Source organism: Sneathiella aquimaris (genome assembly GCF_026409565.1).
Lineage (GTDB): Bacteria > Pseudomonadota > Alphaproteobacteria > Sneathiellales > Sneathiellaceae > Sneathiella > Sneathiella aquimaris.
Genome location: NZ_CP112881.1, coordinates 2,112,963 through 2,130,212, shown reverse-complemented (window position 1 = coordinate 2,130,212; position 17,250 = coordinate 2,112,963). Strand labels below are relative to the sequence as shown.

The 17,250-nt window shown below is 47.5% G+C and carries 13 protein-coding genes and 2 tRNA genes; 5 read left to right on the top strand and 10 right to left on the bottom strand.

Annotated elements, in window-relative coordinates:
• The gene (gene mfd, locus OIR97_RS10085; protein WP_169545507.1) at positions 1 to 3,498 is read right to left on the bottom strand and encodes a transcription-repair coupling factor; all 3,498 of its coding nucleotides are present in this window, start codon (positions 3,496 to 3,498) and stop codon (positions 1 to 3) included.
• Complete coding sequence (locus OIR97_RS10080) at positions 3,491 to 3,784, bottom strand: succinate dehydrogenase assembly factor 2 (RefSeq protein ID WP_169545506.1); 294 nt, start codon at positions 3,782 to 3,784, stop codon at positions 3,491 to 3,493. Before OIR97_RS10080 ends, mfd begins: the two co-directional genes overlap by 8 nt.
• Positions 3,785 to 3,893: 109 nt before the next feature.
• Here OIR97_RS10080 and recG point away from each other — a divergent pair, with 109 nt between their 5' ends.
• Positions 3,894 to 5,987, top strand: coding sequence for an ATP-dependent DNA helicase RecG (gene recG / locus OIR97_RS10075; protein WP_169545505.1), 2,094 nt, complete (start codon positions 3,894 to 3,896; stop codon positions 5,985 to 5,987).
• On the opposite strand, the gene OIR97_RS10070 is transcribed toward recG, so the two are convergent.
• Positions 5,984 to 6,742, bottom strand: a complete 759-nt coding sequence (locus OIR97_RS10070; protein ID WP_169545504.1) for a DUF502 domain-containing protein — start codon at positions 6,740 to 6,742, stop codon at positions 5,984 to 5,986. The genes recG and OIR97_RS10070 overlap by 4 nt on opposite strands.
• Before the next feature lie 308 nt (positions 6,743 to 7,050).
• Here OIR97_RS10070 and OIR97_RS10065 point away from each other — a divergent pair, with 308 nt between their 5' ends.
• Both OIR97_RS10065 and OIR97_RS10060 read left to right on the top strand, forming a co-directional pair.
• The gene (locus OIR97_RS10065; protein WP_169545503.1) at positions 7,051 to 9,039 is read left to right on the top strand and encodes a sensor histidine kinase; all 1,989 of its coding nucleotides are present in this window, start codon (positions 7,051 to 7,053) and stop codon (positions 9,037 to 9,039) included.
• A gap of 101 nt (positions 9,040 to 9,140) precedes the next feature.
• Positions 9,141 to 9,899: a glucose 1-dehydrogenase gene (locus OIR97_RS10060; protein ID WP_169545502.1), complete on the top strand. Its 759-nt coding sequence runs from the start codon at positions 9,141 to 9,143 to the stop codon at positions 9,897 to 9,899.
• 78 nt (positions 9,900 to 9,977) lie between these two features.
• Here OIR97_RS10060 and OIR97_RS10055 read toward each other — a convergent pair whose 3' ends face one another.
• Positions 9,978 to 10,505 carry a peptidylprolyl isomerase gene (locus tag OIR97_RS10055; protein WP_169545874.1) on the bottom strand — a complete coding sequence of 176 codons (528 nt, stop codon included), beginning with the start codon at positions 10,503 to 10,505 and terminating at the stop codon, positions 9,978 to 9,980.
• A gap of 258 nt (positions 10,506 to 10,763) precedes the next feature.
• On the opposite strand from OIR97_RS10055, the gene OIR97_RS10050 reads away from it, so the two are divergent.
• Positions 10,764 to 10,839 (top strand) — tRNA-Lys (locus tag OIR97_RS10050).
• 82 nt (positions 10,840 to 10,921) lie between these two features.
• On the opposite strand, the gene OIR97_RS10045 is transcribed toward OIR97_RS10050, so the two are convergent.
• On the bottom strand, positions 10,922 to 11,761 hold the full coding sequence (locus tag OIR97_RS10045; RefSeq protein WP_169545501.1) for a tetratricopeptide repeat protein: 840 nt from the start codon (positions 11,759 to 11,761) through the stop codon (positions 10,922 to 10,924).
• Positions 11,758 to 12,372, bottom strand: coding sequence for an MlaC/ttg2D family ABC transporter substrate-binding protein (locus OIR97_RS10040; protein WP_267177712.1), 615 nt, complete (start codon positions 12,370 to 12,372; stop codon positions 11,758 to 11,760). Before OIR97_RS10040 ends, OIR97_RS10045 begins: the two co-directional genes overlap by 4 nt.
• A 129-nt stretch (positions 12,373 to 12,501) precedes the next feature.
• On the opposite strand from OIR97_RS10040, the gene OIR97_RS10035 reads away from it, so the two are divergent.
• Positions 12,502 to 13,611 (top strand): DUF2855 family protein, encoded by a 1,110-nt coding sequence (locus tag OIR97_RS10035; RefSeq protein WP_169545499.1) that lies wholly within the window; start codon positions 12,502 to 12,504, stop codon positions 13,609 to 13,611.
• 6 nt (positions 13,612 to 13,617) lie between these two features.
• Here OIR97_RS10035 and OIR97_RS10030 read toward each other — a convergent pair whose 3' ends face one another.
• From OIR97_RS10030 to OIR97_RS10015, 4 genes are all read right to left on the bottom strand, one after another.
• Positions 13,618 to 14,250, bottom strand: coding sequence for a TetR/AcrR family transcriptional regulator (locus OIR97_RS10030; protein WP_169545498.1), 633 nt, complete (start codon positions 14,248 to 14,250; stop codon positions 13,618 to 13,620).
• Between the two features lie 358 nt (positions 14,251 to 14,608).
• Positions 14,609 to 14,695, bottom strand: a tRNA-Leu gene (locus OIR97_RS10025).
• A gap of 91 nt (positions 14,696 to 14,786) precedes the next feature.
• Positions 14,787 to 16,385, bottom strand: a complete 1,599-nt coding sequence (locus tag OIR97_RS10020; RefSeq protein ID WP_169545497.1) for an AMP-binding protein — start codon at positions 16,383 to 16,385, stop codon at positions 14,787 to 14,789.
• A gap of 19 nt (positions 16,386 to 16,404) precedes the next feature.
• Complete coding sequence (locus OIR97_RS10015; protein ID WP_169545496.1) at positions 16,405 to 17,175, bottom strand: competence/damage-inducible protein A; 771 nt, start codon at positions 17,173 to 17,175, stop codon at positions 16,405 to 16,407.
• Between the last annotated feature and the right edge of the window lie 75 nt (positions 17,176 to 17,250).

Sequence of the window (17,250 nt, the reverse complement as noted above, 5' to 3'; positions counted from 1 at the left end):
CTATGTTGCCTTGGCAATTTTGGCCAAATTTTGGGACAACCATAAAACACCTTTCAAACGATCATCCGGGTGATCCCACGACCGAGTGTAGACCATTTTGTGATCGGCTCGCAATTTCGCCGAACCGGGTTGTTTCGATATGAAAGCGACCAGTCCGCCCGGATTATCAAAACGATTATCCCTGAAGGTCAAAACGGCCCCTTTTGGTCCCGCTTCAATTTTCTCAATATTTGCGGCTTTACAATATTGTTTGATGGTCATGACTTCCACCAGATGTTTAACCTCTTCCGGCATCGAGCCAAAACGGTCGACCATTTCAACAGCAAATGCATTTATTTCCTGTTCTGTGTCCTGGGCCGCGATCCGGCGATACAAATCCATCCGGACCGTAATGTCAGAGACATAAGTCTCAGGAATCAACACTGATGTACCGATATTGATCGATGGGGACCATTTATCTTCGGCTTCTTCACCGCCCTCAAGGGTACCATCACGGGCAGCCGCAACGGCTTCTTCCAGCATTTCCTGGTATAGCTCGAACCCAACCTCTTTCACGTGACCGGATTGTTCATCCCCCAGCAGGTTTCCGGCACCACGAATATCAAGGTCATGGCTGGCTAATGTGAAGCCTGCTCCCAAGGTATCAAGAGATTGAAGAACACGCAGCCGCCGTTCGGCTGCGGCTGTCGGTTTTTTGCGGGGGGGTAACGTCAGATACGCATAGGCCCGCGTTTTCGAACGGCCAATTCGACCCCGAATTTGGTAAAGTTGCGCCAGACCAAACATATCCGCGCGATAAGTTATAAGGGTATTGGCTGTTGGAATATCCAAACCAGACTCAACAATATTTGTTGCGACCAGAACATCATAAGCCCCGTCATAAAAGGCGTTCATGGTGTCATCCAGCTCTTTTGCGGGCATCTGTCCGTGAGCCGTTACAAATTTGACTTCGGGGACATGCTCTTTCAGGTATTTGCCGACTTCTTTCAAATCGGCCAATCGGGGGCAGACAAAGAAGCTTTGGCCGCCTCGATAATGTTCGCGCAGCAAGGCTTCGCGGATCACAACCGGATCGAAGGGCAAGACAAATGTGCGAACAGCAAGTCTGTCCACAGGCGGGGTTGCAATAATCGATAGATCCCGAATGCCTGTCATTGCCAGTTGCAAGGTTCTGGGTATGGGGGTTGCTGTCAATGTCAGAACATGCAGGTCCGCTCGCATTTCTTTTAGTCGTTCTTTATGAACCACACCAAAATGCTGCTCTTCATCGACGATCACAAGGCCCAGATTTTTGAAATCGACACTTTTTCCAAGCAAAGCATGAGTACCGATCACAATATCCACTTGACCGGCGGCCAGCCCTTTTTTGGTCAGGTTTGCCTCTTTCGTTGTGACCATGCGGGACAGTTGCGCAACATTAACGGGAAGGCCAGAAAATCGTTGACTGAAAGTTTTGTAATGTTGACGGGACAGAAGCGTTGTTGGCGTTACAACTGCGACCTGCTTGCCAGCAAGGGAGGCTGAAAAAGCAGCCCGCAGCGCTACTTCTGTTTTACCGAACCCAACATCCCCACAGATCAATCGGTCCATGGGTTTGCCAGAGGTCAAATCATCCAGCGTATTATTGATGGCATTTAGCTGATCTTCGGTTTCCTCAAATGGAAAGCCCGCACAAAATTCTGCATACGCCCCATCCGGCGGTATCAATCGTTCGGCTTTTTTCAAGTGGCGGGATGCGGCAATTTTAATAAGCTGATCGGCCATTTCCATGACCTTTTTCTTCAGCTTGGCTTTTTTAGCCTGCCAGCCACTACCGCCAAGCCGATCAAGGGTCGCCCCCGCGTCAGCGCCGCCATAACGGGACAGCATTTCAATATTTTCAACAGGCAGGTAGATTTTGTCCCCACCATCATATAACAGCGTGACACAATCATGCGGTGCGCCGGAAATATCGATGGTTTTCAATCCTTCATATTGAGCTACACCATGATCAACGTGAACAACATAATCCATTGGCGATAGCTGTGAAGCTTCGGCAATGAAATTGTCACTTTTACGGGATATTTTACGGGGCCGAACAAGACGGTCTCCCAAAACATCCTGCTCTCCAATGACAACGAAATCTGGTGCCTCAAAGCCTTTTTCCAAACCCAATACGGTTAAATAAGGGATGTTCAGGTTGCTTTTAAGGTCTTCAAAAGACGAAATACGACTGATCGGGCTGATCCCGTGGTCTTTCAGAACCTTTTCGTTTCTTTCCAGGGAGCCTTCTGAAAAGTGGGTCAAAATGGTCTGTTTGCCCTGCCCCAGTATCTGCGTAATATGCTTTCGCAGATGGTCGTAAATATTGCTGTCCTGAAGTTTTCGTTCAGGGGCAAAATCACGCCCTTCTTTTCCTTGAGCATCGAAAATGTCCGCGCCTTCAGCGCCGCTGCGATATGGAGAAATCTGGCACGTTGCCCGAACCGACAGCAAGTCGTTCCATTCTTCCAGTGTGACATACAGTTTTTCAGGTGAAAGCGGGTGATAGTCGACATTTTTACCAATGGCGGCCGCTTCGCGGGTTTCGAAATAATCCTTGATTGTTTCCAGACGGGCGTCCCTAGATTCATCACACAAATAATCCAGAAAGATCATCGCATCTGGCAGGAAGTCCGTTATCAGCTGCATTTTGTCATGGAACAAGGGTAACCAATGCTCCATACCGGCATGTTTGCGCTTTTCACTGACCGCTTCATACAAAGGGTCGTCGCCTGTTACACTTCCAAAATTCTCGCGATACCCTTTTCTGAACCGGGTAACGGCGGCATCATCCAACAGGAATTCCGTTGCTGCTGTAAATTCAATTTGTTTCAGTTTGCCAGTTGATTTTTGACTGAGCGAGTCAAAGGTTCTGATCCCTTCAAGAGTATCACCAAAAAAATCGAGACGCACAGGTTCTTTCAGGGCAGGTGGGAAAATATCTATCAATCCGCCGCGAACTGCGAATTCCCCCTGCTCCATCACAGTACCGATCCGGGAAAAACCGTTGGCAACCAGAAACGCGGTCAACGCTGAAATATCAACAGTGTCGCCTACCTTCGCAGAGAACCTGGCCCCTTTGATCATGTCTATGGAAGGAGTGCGTTGTAACATCGCGTTGACCGTGGTCAGAATGATGCGCGGCTTTTCCGCCCTTTCTGTCAATCGGGCAAGGCTTGTCATGCGGTGGGCGACAATCTCGGAGTTGGGAGAGACCCGGTCATAGGGCTGACAATCCCAGGCGGGAATGCTGATCACTTCCAAAGAAGGATCAAAAAAGTTAAGGGTCGATTCTGTCGCGGCCATGCGGATATCTTCGCGCAGAACATAAAGAATGTCGTGCGACGCCTGCGCGGCTATTTTCGCCAGCAAATATGCGTCATATCCTTCAGGAACAGATTCAAGACGGCAGTTTTGGTTGGTTTTTTCGAGGCCAATCAGTTTACTGATTACGCTGGACTGAAGGGTGTTAGTCATCACGTCTTAAATTAGCCGGATCATGTTCAAATACTGCGAAATTCTTGAGCTTGTCCATGACGGGCGTATCAAACTCTGCGGGTGTTTCTTCCCGCCCAACAGCCCAGGCATAAATACTGGGATCCCCTGCATGTAACAATGTTTCATAGAGGTCCAGTTCACCCTGATCAAATGTATGCACATATTTCTCAGCGAACCGTCCCAGCATCAGGTCAGTCTCTTTCATTCCGGTATAGCGGGAACGATGTAACAGACGTTTTCGGCGTATAACAATATCTTCGGTCATGACTAGCTCTTTTATTGAATGAGCAAGGATATACCCTTTATGTTCCCTTCTGTCAGCATTAAGCTACGCAACAACATGATTATCTTTCTGATATAGGCAAGGATCCCGTATGCGCCCGGAATTACTATTTCCGCTTTTCAAATCAGCTGAAAGTCTAAAAGGCGTGGGGCCGCGCATGATGGGTTTGCTGCGTAAATTAACGGGCGAACATGTCATTGATCTTGTCTGGCATCTGCCCAGCGGTATCGTGACACGGCAAAAAATCGACCACTTGTTACCGGATTATGTAACAGGTCAGGTGATTGTGACCGTGACCACCCGAAAACACCATCCATCCAGAAGCCGTCGGGTTCCCTACAAAATAGACTGCGATGTTAATGGCGAAGCTTTAACACTGACTTTCTTTAACGGACGGGAAGACTATTTAAAGCAAAAACTTCCACTGGATAAACAAAGGATCGTTGCCGGAAAGCTTGAAGAATATGGCGGCGTTTATCAAATTACCCATCCCGATCATATTCTCGACGTTAATGATCACGCTGATATTTCAATTCATGAGCCTGTTTACCCGCTAACGGGGGGTATAACGAATAATATGCTGGGCAAAGCCATCCAACAGGCCCTTTCTTTCGTGCCCGTCCTTCCTGAATGGCAGGACCCGACATTGATCACCCGGGAAAAATGGATCGATTGGAAAACTGCCGTCATGACGGTTCATAATCCAACGGGGGAGAAGGATCTGGAGCCAGAAAGTCTTCCAAGGCAGCGGCTGGCATATGATGAGTTATTTGCAAATCAATTGGCGTTGGAGCTTGCCCGGCGGAGTATGAAACGTAAGAAAGGCCGGTCCCTGCCGAGCAATGGAACCCTGACGGAAGCGGTCATTGATCTGCTTCCCTTTGCTTTAACAGGGGCTCAACGCCGCGCAATTTCAGAAATATCGGCGGATCTAACCGCAAACTATCGGATGTTGCGACTGGTTCAGGGGGACGTGGGAAGCGGTAAAACCATGGTTGCCCTTATGACCATCCTGCAGGCTTTGGAAAACGGGGCGCAAGCAGCCCTGATGGCCCCCACTGAAATTCTGGCGCGTCAGCATTTGGAAGGCCTGGATCCATATTTCAAACAACTTGGCCTTAAAACCACCTTATTGACCGGACGCCTGAAGGGTAAAAAACGGGCTGCCGTTTTACAGGAACTGGCTGAGGGAACGATCCATGTGGCCATTGGAACCCATGCTCTGTTTCAGGAGGATGTTCAATATCATGATCTGGGTCTTGCGGTCATTGATGAGCAACACCGTTTTGGTGTGCACCAGCGCTTGGCCTTAAGCGCCAAAGGAAAACCAGAGACCGGCGGGGTTGATGTGCTTGTGATGACCGCAACACCCATTCCACGCACTTTGGCCCTGACGGCCTACGGCGATATGGACGTGTCGATCATTGATGAAAAGCCACCGGGACGAAAGCCGGTCGACACACGGGCTATTGAAATTGAACGACTGGATGCCCTGGCGACAGGCTTGGGGCGAAAAATAGCGGAAAATGAACGTATATATTGGGTGTGCCCTCTTGTTGAAGAAAGCGAGGTCAGTGATCTTGCGGCTGCGGAAGACCGCAAGACCTATCTGGAAGCCCTGTATCCCGGTCAGGTTGGCATTGTCCATGGCAAGCTGAAATCTGACGAGAAAGAAGCCGCGATGGAGGCCTTCAAGTCAGGGGAGACGCAAATCCTTGTGGCAACAACTGTCATTGAAGTGGGTGTTGATGTGCCCGAGGCAACCGTCATGATCATCGAACATGCCGAACGCTTCGGACTTGCGCAGCTTCATCAGTTGCGCGGCAGGGTCGGCCGCGGCGGTCTCGCTGGAAATTGCCTCTTATTATATGCCGGTCCCCTTGGAGAGACTCAAAAAGCCCGTCTTAAAATCATGCGCGAAACCGAAGATGGTTTTGTGATCGCCGAAGAGGATCTGCGATTGCGCGGGGCTGGGGAACTTTTGGGCACCCGGCAAAGTGGCCTGCCCGAGTTTAAAATTGCGGAACTGGAAAAATGCGGACATCTGGTCACTATCGCAAGGGATGACGCCCGGCTTTTCCTTGAGAAAGATCCAGAACTTCAATCAAAGCGCGGAAATGCTGTCCGCACCCTTCTCTATTTATTTGAAAGAGATAGCGCTATTCACTATTTGCGGTCAGGTTAAGCGGTTTCTTTTTTCACTGTATTTTCACCGTCCTGATCGTTTGGTTGGGGCTGAACTTTTTCAGGAAGCTGATCTTCCGGCCAGATCATACCGGCTGAAATAACAAGCTTAACCCCCTCTTCCACGGACATATCGAGGAATTTCAAATCTCGTTTTGGAGAAAAGAGTAGAAATCCTGATGTTGGATTTGGAGTTGTTGGCAGGAACAGCCCGATCATGTCTTCGTCATCCAGTTCCGCGACTTCACCTTTGGCGGTACTCGTCACAAAAGCAATGGCCCACAAACCCTTGCGGGGATATTCAACCAGCACAACATCCCTGAAGGAAGTACTGGATTGGGCAAGGACCGTTTCCATGATCTGCTTCAAGGCATTATAAACGGATCGAACGACAGGCATCCGCCCGACAATCCGTTCCCCAAAATGCAGGAAGGACCGACCTAAAAAGTTGGCTGTCAAAAAGCCAATGAGGATCAACGCGAAAACAGCGATCAGAACGCCCAAACCCGGAACGCCAAACGGCAGGTATGTTTCAGGGTTATACCGGGCCGGAATCAAGGGTGTTATATTTGCATCGACGAAATCAACGAACACATAAGTTAAATAGATCGTGATACCGATTGGTGCCGTTACGACAATACCCGTCAGAAAATAATTTCGTAACTTCGACCAGGCCCCAACCTTGGGCGCAGGTTCAACGAGCGCCTTTGTTTTGGGGTGATCAGACTTCTCACCAGACCTCTTATTCTTTTTCATATTCACCATTTCCTGACACACGAACCGTTCATTGGACAACGCTACCATATTCATATCTAAGATAGCTTTTTAATTTTTCACCCTCTTGATGAAGTTTCATAAACTTTACTTTAACGGTCTTCGTCTATGTTCACTGCTGTTGCCAGAAAACTGAAGCTTCGGCACTTGTAGAACCATTTGTGTAGAGACAATTCTTGTTTGATTTTCGTTTAATAACCAAGCCGACATATGCCTGTATAGGGCTGCTTGGCGTTAGTGTTGGGTTGTTGATCGTTAATTTTTTACTACCAGCCGCCGAGCGAAGCTTCATGCTGGATATAACATTATTTATTGCCACAGGATTGTCGGTTGGCCTCGTAATGGCGGTCTGTTCCTCCTTGAAGTTCAAATCTAAAACGAACGAAGCTGCCGTACTGATGACGCAGTGTTTTGATGCAGTCGAATCTCTTGACGAAGGTTTCCTGCTGTTTGACAAAGACCGGAAAGTGATTGTTGCTAATAAAACGGTCGATAAAATGCTTGAAGGTATTGGGATTTCAATTACCGCCGGTGTTACCCGGAACGAAATATCGGACGCGATCAGAAAATGGCTGGCTGACGAAGGTATGGCCACCGAACCCAAGAAAGAGCTGGACAGTGCCCAAGTAACTTTAGCTTCTTCCAGAAAAGCGCAGGAATGGGCCTTGCCAAACGGCAAGGTAATTCAGGTGCTGGAGAAAGAAACAAAGGAAAACGGGTTAATTTCAATCTTCTCTGATATAACTGAGACGCATCAGAAGAAGGAAGAGTTGTACGAAAAATCAGCCTTGTTGTCGAACGTGTTTGAAACGATTGCCATTGGAATTTGTGTTCTGGACAGTACCTTCCGCGTCGTTCGGTGGAACCAGAACTACATGAAAATCATGGATGTTGAACCCAATACAATATTCAAAGGCATTCATATGCAGCAATTGCTGGAGGCGCACTATTCCTCTTATGATGAGGTTGGTGACTCCCCGGAAGAGTATGCAGCGAGTGCTATTCGGGCGTTGCAGGCCAATATTTATACCAAAATAGAGCGGAAAACGAAATCTGGTAAGATTGTCGAGATACAAAGATCCAAACTACCGGACGGCGGCTATATCTGTACCTTTACAGACATTACCCTGACAAAAACCGCTCAGTTGATGCTACAGGAAAGCGAAACCCGCCACCGTGAAATGGTCGAACTTTCCCCCGATGCTATTCTTGTTCAAAAGGACGGGTTGATCATTTATGCAAATGTCTCTGCCATTAAATTATTTGGTGAACGGGATCTGCATAGCCTGATCGGCAAACAGGTTCGAAAGTTTTTTCCAACAATCGATTACGAGCAATTAAAACATCATCTTGGAAATGCGGATCATATGGAACCGGGTGATAATATTTCGCCCATCGAAACCCGTACAATCAATCAATTCGGGAAACAAACCGATGTAGAGGTCGAGGCCACAGCTTTGCTATATGGTGGTCGCCCCGTTATGCAACTGATCCTGCGGGATATTTCCGCGCAGAAAGAAGCGGAAGAAATTCTGCTGAAAGCCAAAGAAGAAGCCGAATATGTGTCTCAAATGAAAGGCACTTTCCTTGCCAATATGAGCCATGAATTAAGGACACCACTGAATGCTGTCATCGGATTTTCTGAAATTATTCGAAACGAGATTTTCGGTAAAATTGGTCATGCGAAATATATAGAATATGCCGCAGATATTCACGCAAGTGGCAGACATCTATTGGATTTGATCAATGACATTCTTGATTTGTCAAAATTTGAAGCGGGTACACAGCAGTTGTTTGAGGAAGAACTTGATTTTACAGAATTGGTAAATGAGTGTGTGCGATTAACCCATACACAACAGGAAGCTTCAAATGTCGTCGTCCTGAATAATCTTTCCGGATTTCCATTACTTATTCATGCTGATGCGAAGATGATAAAGCAGGTTGTCATTAACCTGTTGTCAAATGCCATCAAATTTACGCCCAATGGGGGGAAAATTTTCCTCTTCTCTGAATTTGGTGCAGATGGGTCCCTTAACTTTTTTGTCAAAGATACCGGGATTGGTATCCGTGAAGATGATATTCAAAAAGCACTGACACCCTTTGTCCAGGTGGATAGTGAGTTGAACCGAAAATATAATGGAACCGGTCTTGGCCTCCCTCTTTCCAAAAACCTCATGGAACTTCATGACGGTAGCCTGACTCTGGAAAGTGTTCATGGAGAAGGCACAACAGTAATCGTGACCTTGCCGCAAAAACGCGTCACTCGCAGCGCCGCTTGATCTCTCCCTGATCCCTGTATATTGTTTGATTTCAATCGAATTAACAATGCGTCCGGTAAAACCGGATAGTAAACACATGGTTTTTCTTGAAGGAGGAAAATGTGAGACTGCAAGATAAAGTTGCCATCATTACAGGAGCCGGTTCCGGGTTTGGTGAAGGCATGGCTATTCGCTTTGCTGAAGAAGGCGCAAAAATCGTTGTCAGTGATATTAACGAAGAGGCCGCGAAACGTGTTGCTAAGGACATAACGGAAAATGGCGGAACTGCCATTGTTGATGTCACGGATGTTTCTTCTGCCGCCGATGTCGCTGCCATGACAAAGAATACGCTGGATGCCTTCGGTCAGGTGGATATTCTGGTCAATAATGCAGGTATGCCTCAGCGAAATGGGTCAATGTTCGATGTTGACGAAGAGACCTTTCAAAAAATCTATGATGTAAATGTCAAAAGCATCTTTCTAACCACGAAATCGGTTGTTCCTGTGATGCTTGAGCAAGGCGGAGGAAACATCATCAACATCGCCTCTACAGCGGCCCTGAGCCCGCGCCCGGGCCTTGTCTGGTATAACTCCAGTAAAGGTGCTGTTGTGACGATGACAAAAGCCATGGCTGTCGAGCTTGCGCCGCAACAGGTTCGAGTGAACGCGTTGTGTCCCGTGATCGCGCAAACCGGTATGACCGTCGAGTTTATGGGGGGTGTGGACACTCAGGAAATTCGCGATAAATTTGTTTCGACGATTCCGTTGGGCCGGATGAATACGCCGCGTGATCTTGCCAATGCAGCCTTGTATTTCGCATCTGACGAAGCGTCTTTCATTACAGGTGTTGCCATGGAAGTTGATGGCGGGCGCTGCATCTAATACCGACGGATCACTCTATCATTATAAAGGGGACTGATTTTTGATCAGTCCCCTTTTCTTTGACTCAAACAAGCAGGCTTATTTGACGTCAGCCGCTACACGCATGCTGACAATGATATCGGGGTTACGGACCGTGCCGCCACTCCCATATCCTTTTTTGATCATGTCGACAAATTCCATGCCTGACAGAACTTTTCCCCAAAGTGTGTATTTTCCGTCCAGATGGTTGGAATCAGCGGTGACAATAAAGAATTGACTGTCTGCACTGTTGGGGTTGTTTGCCCGCGCCATTGAGACGGCGCCTCGGTAATGGGGCTCATTGGAAAATTCGGCGCGAATTTTTTTACCCGATCCGCCGCGTCCCGTCCCGGTTGGATCGCCGGTCTGAGCCATAAACCCTTCGATTACCCGATGGAACTTAACCCCATCGTAAAATTTCTGGCGTGTAAGTTCTTTGATCCGTTTGACATGTCGTGGTGCCACTCTGGGCAGCATTTCGATGACAACCTGACCATATTTAAGCTCGAGCAGAAGTGTGTTTTCTGGATTTTTAATATCCGCGGCCTTGACCGGTGTGGAGATCAGAAAAAAAACCGCTAAAGCCATCAGGCATTTGCATAATTGTGGCAGACCCATGAATTCTCTCATTAATGTTAGTTTTCAGGCGTTTTCAGCAAGTTTGCAAACTGTTTTACAAACCTCCTGTTTCATATAGCATTTCCTCATAAATAATGAAATTTCACTTCTCATAAAAAAATGTAAAAAAGCGGCTTGACCAATCTTAAAGACGTCCCTATGTTGCGCTCCACAGCAACGGCATGTCGCTTTTAACAAACGACAAACCAACGCTGTAATTGAGAGTGTGGGCCCGTAGCTCAGTTGGTAGAGCAACTGACTTTTAATCAGTGGGTCACAGGTTCGAATCCTGTCGGGCTCACCATTCAATCCTGGGAACAGAAATGTTGCTAGGATTTTTTTTGTCCAAATGACAGCCTCCCCCTCATCTTCATCGCCGTGCAGCCTTACTTTTCTATTGTTGGTGTAAAGATTTTTGCCGCGTGTACCGCCCGTTTCTGTTCTTCGGTGGTGAGTTGGGACTTCAGTCGGTTTTTAATATCCAGTGAGATATTTTTGGCGTTCTTTTCTGAAATAAGCATCCATTTGAAGGCTTCTATTTCATCTTTGGGGACTCCCACCCCCTTCATATATCGTGTTACAAGTTTTCCCTGGGACGATGGATGCCCCTGTTTCGCGGCTCTTAGGAACCAGGCAGTGGATATGACATCATTTTGCAACGTACCATATCCATCACGGTACATTTTCCCCATATTATACTGCGCCTTTACATGTCCCAGGTCTGCGGCTTTGGAAATGTAACGAAAGGCAAGAGCTGGCTTTTCTGTCCCTAGTAATCCGGCCTGATAGAACTTTCCAAGCGTATAGAGTGATGAGGGAAAAGATTGCCCGGCGGCCCGGATTAAGAAGCCCTGGGCTTCCGCAAATTTATCCTGTGCTGTCAGGTCGAGGGCCTGATAATGCAGGGCGGGCGCATAGTCCTTCTGTATGGCCATGTTGAGAAAGCGCCGCGCCTGATCAGGGTCCGGGTCGGTTCCGCGCCCCTGCTCGTATAATAAAAAGAGATTATACTGGGCTTCCGCCTCCCCCTCCGAGGCGAGTTTTTTCCAAATTTTCAACGCGCTGGCAAATTGTCCGGATTGATAATACTCCATGGCTCTGCTCAGAGAGTGGTCGTTTGCCGAAACCAGAGAAATACCGGGCGTCAGCCATATACAGAGAACAATAAATACAGTCAGTAGCGCGCGGCCTGTTTCTTTGCCAAAGCGTGACAGTGATCTCGTCATGGTGTTGTCCTCACCTGTTCTGCTTTTACCCGAAGCAGGGTCAATAGGCCCTCTATCCCTTTTTTCTCCATCCGCTGTGTAAAACCAAATCGATGGGAAAAACCAACACTTGATCCTGAAATAACCACATCGATAATTTTGAGATCTCCGGCTATTTCGCGAAGACGCCATTTTGCATTTGCATCTTTTCTCTGTTTTCGTTTCAGCCGGGTCGTGACAATGACATCTGACGATCCGATTTGTTTGGCTGCAACCAAGACTGTATTATCGCCTGGATATCCCCCCAGTAGAGGCCCATAGGACCATAGGTAAAAACTGGTGAGCAGTTCTTGAAACTCAAGCTGTTGTTCGCGCGCCATTTTTTCCCAGAACTTTCCGGCGACCAGAACGGATATGAAAGGGAAATCAATATTGTCCCTTAAAACTGCGTGAAAGGATTTTTCACGTTCTGTCAGGGTTCCGTTTGGATCGTTCAGAATTTTTGTGGCTGTCTTGATCAGATTGCTGACCATCCGTTCTGCTTCGGTTGTTCTGTCATTTGCCCGGGCAGGAAAACTTTGCAGGCTAACCATCAACAGGATGACGATAAATATTCTCACCGCGGGCAACAAAAACCAGACCTCCCAATTGTCTGTCTATTATTTAAACCAAATATGACACGCAGCACTTGATATTTCCACGATAAAAATATCAAACTAAAATAGAAACTGGGACAAAAACAAAATGAACGGAAAAGAATAATGACGCTCTCTCGCTGGACAATCCTGATTGATAAAGATGACATAACCAAATCAAGCTTGCATCCCGCCGCGGACCATACTCCGTTAAAAGCCGGACAGATCGAAGTCGCCTTGAACAGGTTTGCCCTGACCGCGAATAATATTACCTATGCGACATTGGGAAAGTCCTTCGGTAGCTGGACAGATATGCCCGGTTACTGGGCCTTTTTTCCAGCTGAAAGCGAGACGGTTGGTCAATTGCCTGTTTGGGGTTTTGCCACTGTGACCGGTTCAGAAAATCCAGATATAGAGGTGGGTGAAGAGCTTTACGGCTATTTCCCCTTATCGTCGCACTTGAGAATGACCCCGGGGCATATCAGTAAAGGTTCCCTTGTCGATATGACCGCCCACAGACAAGCGCTGGCACCCGTCTACAACCAGTATAACCGGGTGCAGGCCATGGACGACTTGAAAGCTGAGGAAAAGGACCTGTGGCCCGTTTTCCGCCCTCTACTGGTTACGGGCTACATGATTTGTGATCAGTTTGATGAAAACGGTTTTTATGGCGCTGACCAGATCCTGATTGCCAGTGCCTCCAGCAAAACCGCCATGATGACAGCCAATTCGTTCAGGCTGTTTGAGGGAGCGCCGAAACTGATCGGTGTTACATCATCAAAAAACAAAAAATATACAGAAAAAACAAAGCTTTATGACCATGTTATAACCTATGATGACATTTCGGAATTGAGCCCCGGGACGAAGACAGCCTTGATCGATATGGCGGGTAATGGTGAGTTTATCAATTCGGTTCATCAGCATTTTACTGAAAATCTGACATTTAGTTTGCTTGTCGGTATTTCGCACTGGGACTCCTCCCGTCCCGCAAAAGGGCTTCCTGGTCCTCAACCCACTCCCTTTTTCGCCCCCGGCCGCATCAAGGCCCGCTCAGCTGATTGGGGCGCTGGTGGCCTGAAGGCACGCATGAATGCCGCCTGGGATAGTTTTGCGGCCCTTGCCCCCACTTTAACACAGATGATGGACCTGACAGGCCCGCAAGCGGCAAAAGACACCTATGATCAGCTTGTGAACGGCGCAGTTGATCCGCAGAAATCTCTTTTGATTAAGGTTTGATCGTCCTTATGGGGTGTGAATGATATGTTGAATGCGTTTTTGCAAGCGCTCCAAATGGGTATTCAGAAGATCGTCTGATGGCATACTGAACAGAATATCAGTTTTGCGGGCAGAGGACAGAAGCAGGCCGATTATGTCGCTGATTAAGACGGCGGCCTCCTGCTCTGCCTGACGATCTGAAACACCAAAGCGCACAAGGTTTTCCCTGAAACACCATTTAATTTGCCGAAAATGTTCATTTATGGCGACCCGAACCGGCTCGTCTCTCTGTTTCATCAACGGAGAATGTATCCGGGACAGGATATCAATAAGGTCTCCCGGGTTTTCATCATAAAACCGGTAAAATGATAAATAGCCCGCCATAAGGCTGCTAAAAGCGTCTGATTTTGCCTCTGAAGCCTGTTTTACCTGCGTTGAAAGGTCAGTAAGGCCTTGAATTAATAGCTCTGCATAAATCGCTTCTTTATTCTTGAAATGGAAATAAACGGCACCTGTTGAATATCCGGCACGGGCGGCTATGTCCCGAACAGATACTTCCTGTCCGTCTTTATCCCGATACAAAATCCGTGCGGCCTCCAGAATTTGTTGGCGAACTAAGAAGGCTTTTGCCTGATTGTTTTTAGGCGGTATTTCAGTCACGTTTTTCTCTTTTTTTTAAGTAACTGTCATATGATACGAGAAATCTATTAACGGTTGATAAAAGACTAGGTGTCAAGCATTGTTCTATAACTGATTGAAAAATATAACCTTCAATGAAGTTTCTTTCTAAACATAACATTGTTATGAATGATCAGATAACAGTGTTATGTAAAGTCAGTTAGACGCTGCCCCTGAAAGCTGGAGTTGCCACTTCGGGAAGTGTCACCGAGCCTATTTGGATCATTAGTCCAGATGTCAGTGCTGGAAAACCAGATACCTGGCAATAAGTACCAGTCTCTCCTGCTATCGGTGAAAAAAACACAAAAAAAACCGCCACAAAAGCGACGGATTTTTTAGATGGTGCCCGCACCCGGACTTGAACCGGGAAGCCCATACGAGCGGCAGATTTTAAGTCTACTGTGTTTACCAATTTCACCATGCGGGCAGCAGGGCTAACCTAATAGCAGATTGTTCTACAGACAAGTGCTATTTTAGCCTGGCTTGAAAACTATTTTTTTTATCATATGCAACTTATCTTATGATCGACCTTCATCAATGGCCCTTTGAGCAATTTCACGCAATTTGGATCGTTGTATCTTTTTTCCGTTCGCGCTTTCTGTCATCGGAAATTCAGATAATTGCTGAACCTTCACCGGTACTTTATATCCGGCCAGTTTTTGTCGGCAATGCGCCTGAAGATCGTCCAGATCAAGCACCTGTTGGCGGTTACTTGTCACAAAAGCATAAGCTCTTTCGCCCTTTGGTGTGACAACTCCCACCACTTGAACCTGTCGGACCGCCTCGACGTCCAGCAGGCAGGTTTCGATTTCCACCGGATCGGTCAAATAACCGCCCAAACGCAGGACATCCCCCATGCGGGTCAAAAATACGAAGCTACGGGCCTCTTCCTGATATCCCAAATCTCCGGTTTTAAAATACCCATCTTCCGTAAAAGCCTGTTCAGTCGCGTCCGGATTTAAGAAATAGGCCTTCAGTTGACTGGGCAGTTTAAGCTCTATCTCGCCATTTTTACCAAAAGGCAGAATTGCGCCGGTGTCCGGATCGGTTATTCGAATATGACCAGAAGGTGATATCAGTCGCCCACCAGCCCGCTTTCGAAGCTCTGCCGGCAGGTTCGGGTCCTGATGAGCGATCAGGGCCTGAACTTCGCTCATACCCCAAAGACCCATTAATTTTATTCCGGCGGCTTCTGCCCGCTCGACAATATCGGTAAGGGACGGGTTAAAGGCGGCATAACCCGCCTTTTTCAGGCTTGGATAAGGAACCGCTCCAGTTCCCTGATCGAGCAGCATGGCAAACATATCGTCAGACCCGTTCATGTCGGTTACCGCATACTCCCGTATCAACCGCGCCGCTTCCTGAGGATCAAAGACCGGCAAGCAATAAAGTGTCGCCCCGCCAGCCAAAACAGCCAGTGCCTGTGTTAGCCCGAATGTACCGCATAGAGGGACCGCTTGCAGCAGTCGGCAAACCCTGTTCTCATAAGAATAATGTTCAGCAACTTCAATGGCATGCTGAGTTAAGCTAAACTGAGAATGAAGGACGAATTTTGGCTTTCCTGTTGTTCCACTGGTGGTGAAAATTAAAACCCCTTCTTCCGCCTCTACCGGTGGGACAGGGTTTGTTTGGAACGACGCGATTTTATCAAACGAGATAATTTGGGAGGCCCGCAGACAGGGCGGACACTCAACTGTGATGTCATTTTCCGTGTATAGAATAACCGTTTCAATATTTTCAAGCGCGCCTTCGGGTAATTCCTCCAAAATATCTAAAAACGGAATGCCTTTGAAATCTGGCCAAAGAACAAGAGCCTTGCATCCTGATCGGGTAACAATGTCTGAGACTTCGAAAGATTTGAATTTGGTGTTTATGGAAACGACGATGATGCCCAGCCGTGCGCAGGCCATGAACGCAATTAGATAGGCGGCGATATTCGGAAGCCACAGGCCGACCCGGTCTCCCTTTCCAAGTCCTTGAGCCTTTAATCCGTTGGCAAATCGCAGGCTCAAATCATGTAAATCGTCATAGCTATAGGAGGCTCCGCGGTCATGGATCGCGATGTTACTTCCATACAATGTTTTTTGTTTATCAAGTAGTTGCGGAATTGTTTTCATTTATTATCACCGCCATCTTTCAGGTTGTTTCAACACACTCGCAATCAAAGGTAATAAGGGCTTCTTTTAGAGCGTCAAAGGCGGCGTCCAATGTGTCCGGCTCAATTGACCGCAGGACAAGATTGGTGCCGAGTTCTCCTTGTTTGAAATAGGGATAAGAGCCCATTGAAACGGCTGGATAAGCATCTTGTAGTTCACCGAGGGTTTTTGCGACCTTCCCTTCGGGCATGTTAACATTCAACGTCCGGCTTCGCATTTTCTCGCCGCCAGACAGGGTCGGAAGAATGCTTTCCATCATTGCCTGCATGATCTGCGGGACGCCGGCCATAACATAGACATTTTCAACCCGGAAGCCGGGCGCCTTGCTAACCGGATTATCGATTAAGATACCGCCATCCGGGATCCTTGCCATTCGTTTGCGGGCTTCGTTAAATTCGATACCGTTTTGATCATAGTGCTGCGTCAGGATTTTCATGGCCTCTGGGTGGTGATCAATGCCGATCTCAAACGCCTTGGCGACTGAATCTGCGGTAATATCGTCATGTGTTGGCCCAATGCCACCACTGGTAAAAACATAGTCATATTTTTGCCGGCAATGGTTCAGCGCTTCAACAATTTCCTGTTCAATATCAGGGATTACGCGAACTTCTTTCAGCTGAATTCCAACATCTCCGAGTTTTGTCGCAAGAAAGGCAATATTTTTATCCTGTGTCCGGCCCGACAGAATTTCATCGCCAATCACCAGCATGGAGGCTGTTACAATTTGTTTTCCAGAAGGAGTATCTGCCATTTGCGCTTTCCCGATCACATTATTATTGTCTGACTTGGATATATGTTATCGCCGGAACCCGAAAAATTTCAAAGT

Bases quoted from the DNA above. Each gene is read 5' to 3' on its own strand.
- mfd (WP_169545507.1), bottom strand. From the start codon at position 3,498: ATGACTAACACCCTTCAGTCCAGCGTAATCAGTAAACTGATTGGCCTC.
- OIR97_RS10080 (WP_169545506.1), bottom strand. From the start codon at position 3,784: ATGACCGAAGATATTGTTATACGCCGAAAACGTCTGTTACATCGTTCC.
- recG (WP_169545505.1), top strand. From the start codon at position 3,894: ATGCGCCCGGAATTACTATTTCCGCTTTTCAAATCAGCTGAAAGTCTA.
- OIR97_RS10070 (WP_169545504.1), bottom strand. From the start codon at position 6,742: ATGAAAAAGAATAAGAGGTCTGGTGAGAAGTCTGATCACCCCAAAACA.
- OIR97_RS10065 (WP_169545503.1), top strand. From the start codon at position 7,051: ATGCTGGATATAACATTATTTATTGCCACAGGATTGTCGGTTGGCCTC.
- OIR97_RS10055 (WP_169545874.1), bottom strand. From the start codon at position 10,505: ATGGCTTTAGCGGTTTTTTTTCTGATCTCCACACCGGTCAAGGCCGCG.
- OIR97_RS10045 (WP_169545501.1), bottom strand. From the start codon at position 11,761: ATGACGAGATCACTGTCACGCTTTGGCAAAGAAACAGGCCGCGCGCTA.
- OIR97_RS10035 (WP_169545499.1), top strand. From the start codon at position 12,502: ATGACGCTCTCTCGCTGGACAATCCTGATTGATAAAGATGACATAACC.
- OIR97_RS10020 (WP_169545497.1), bottom strand. From the start codon at position 16,385: ATGAAAACAATTCCGCAACTACTTGATAAACAAAAAACATTGTATGGA.
- OIR97_RS10015 (WP_169545496.1), bottom strand. From the start codon at position 17,175: ATGGCAGATACTCCTTCTGGAAAACAAATTGTAACAGCCTCCATGCTG.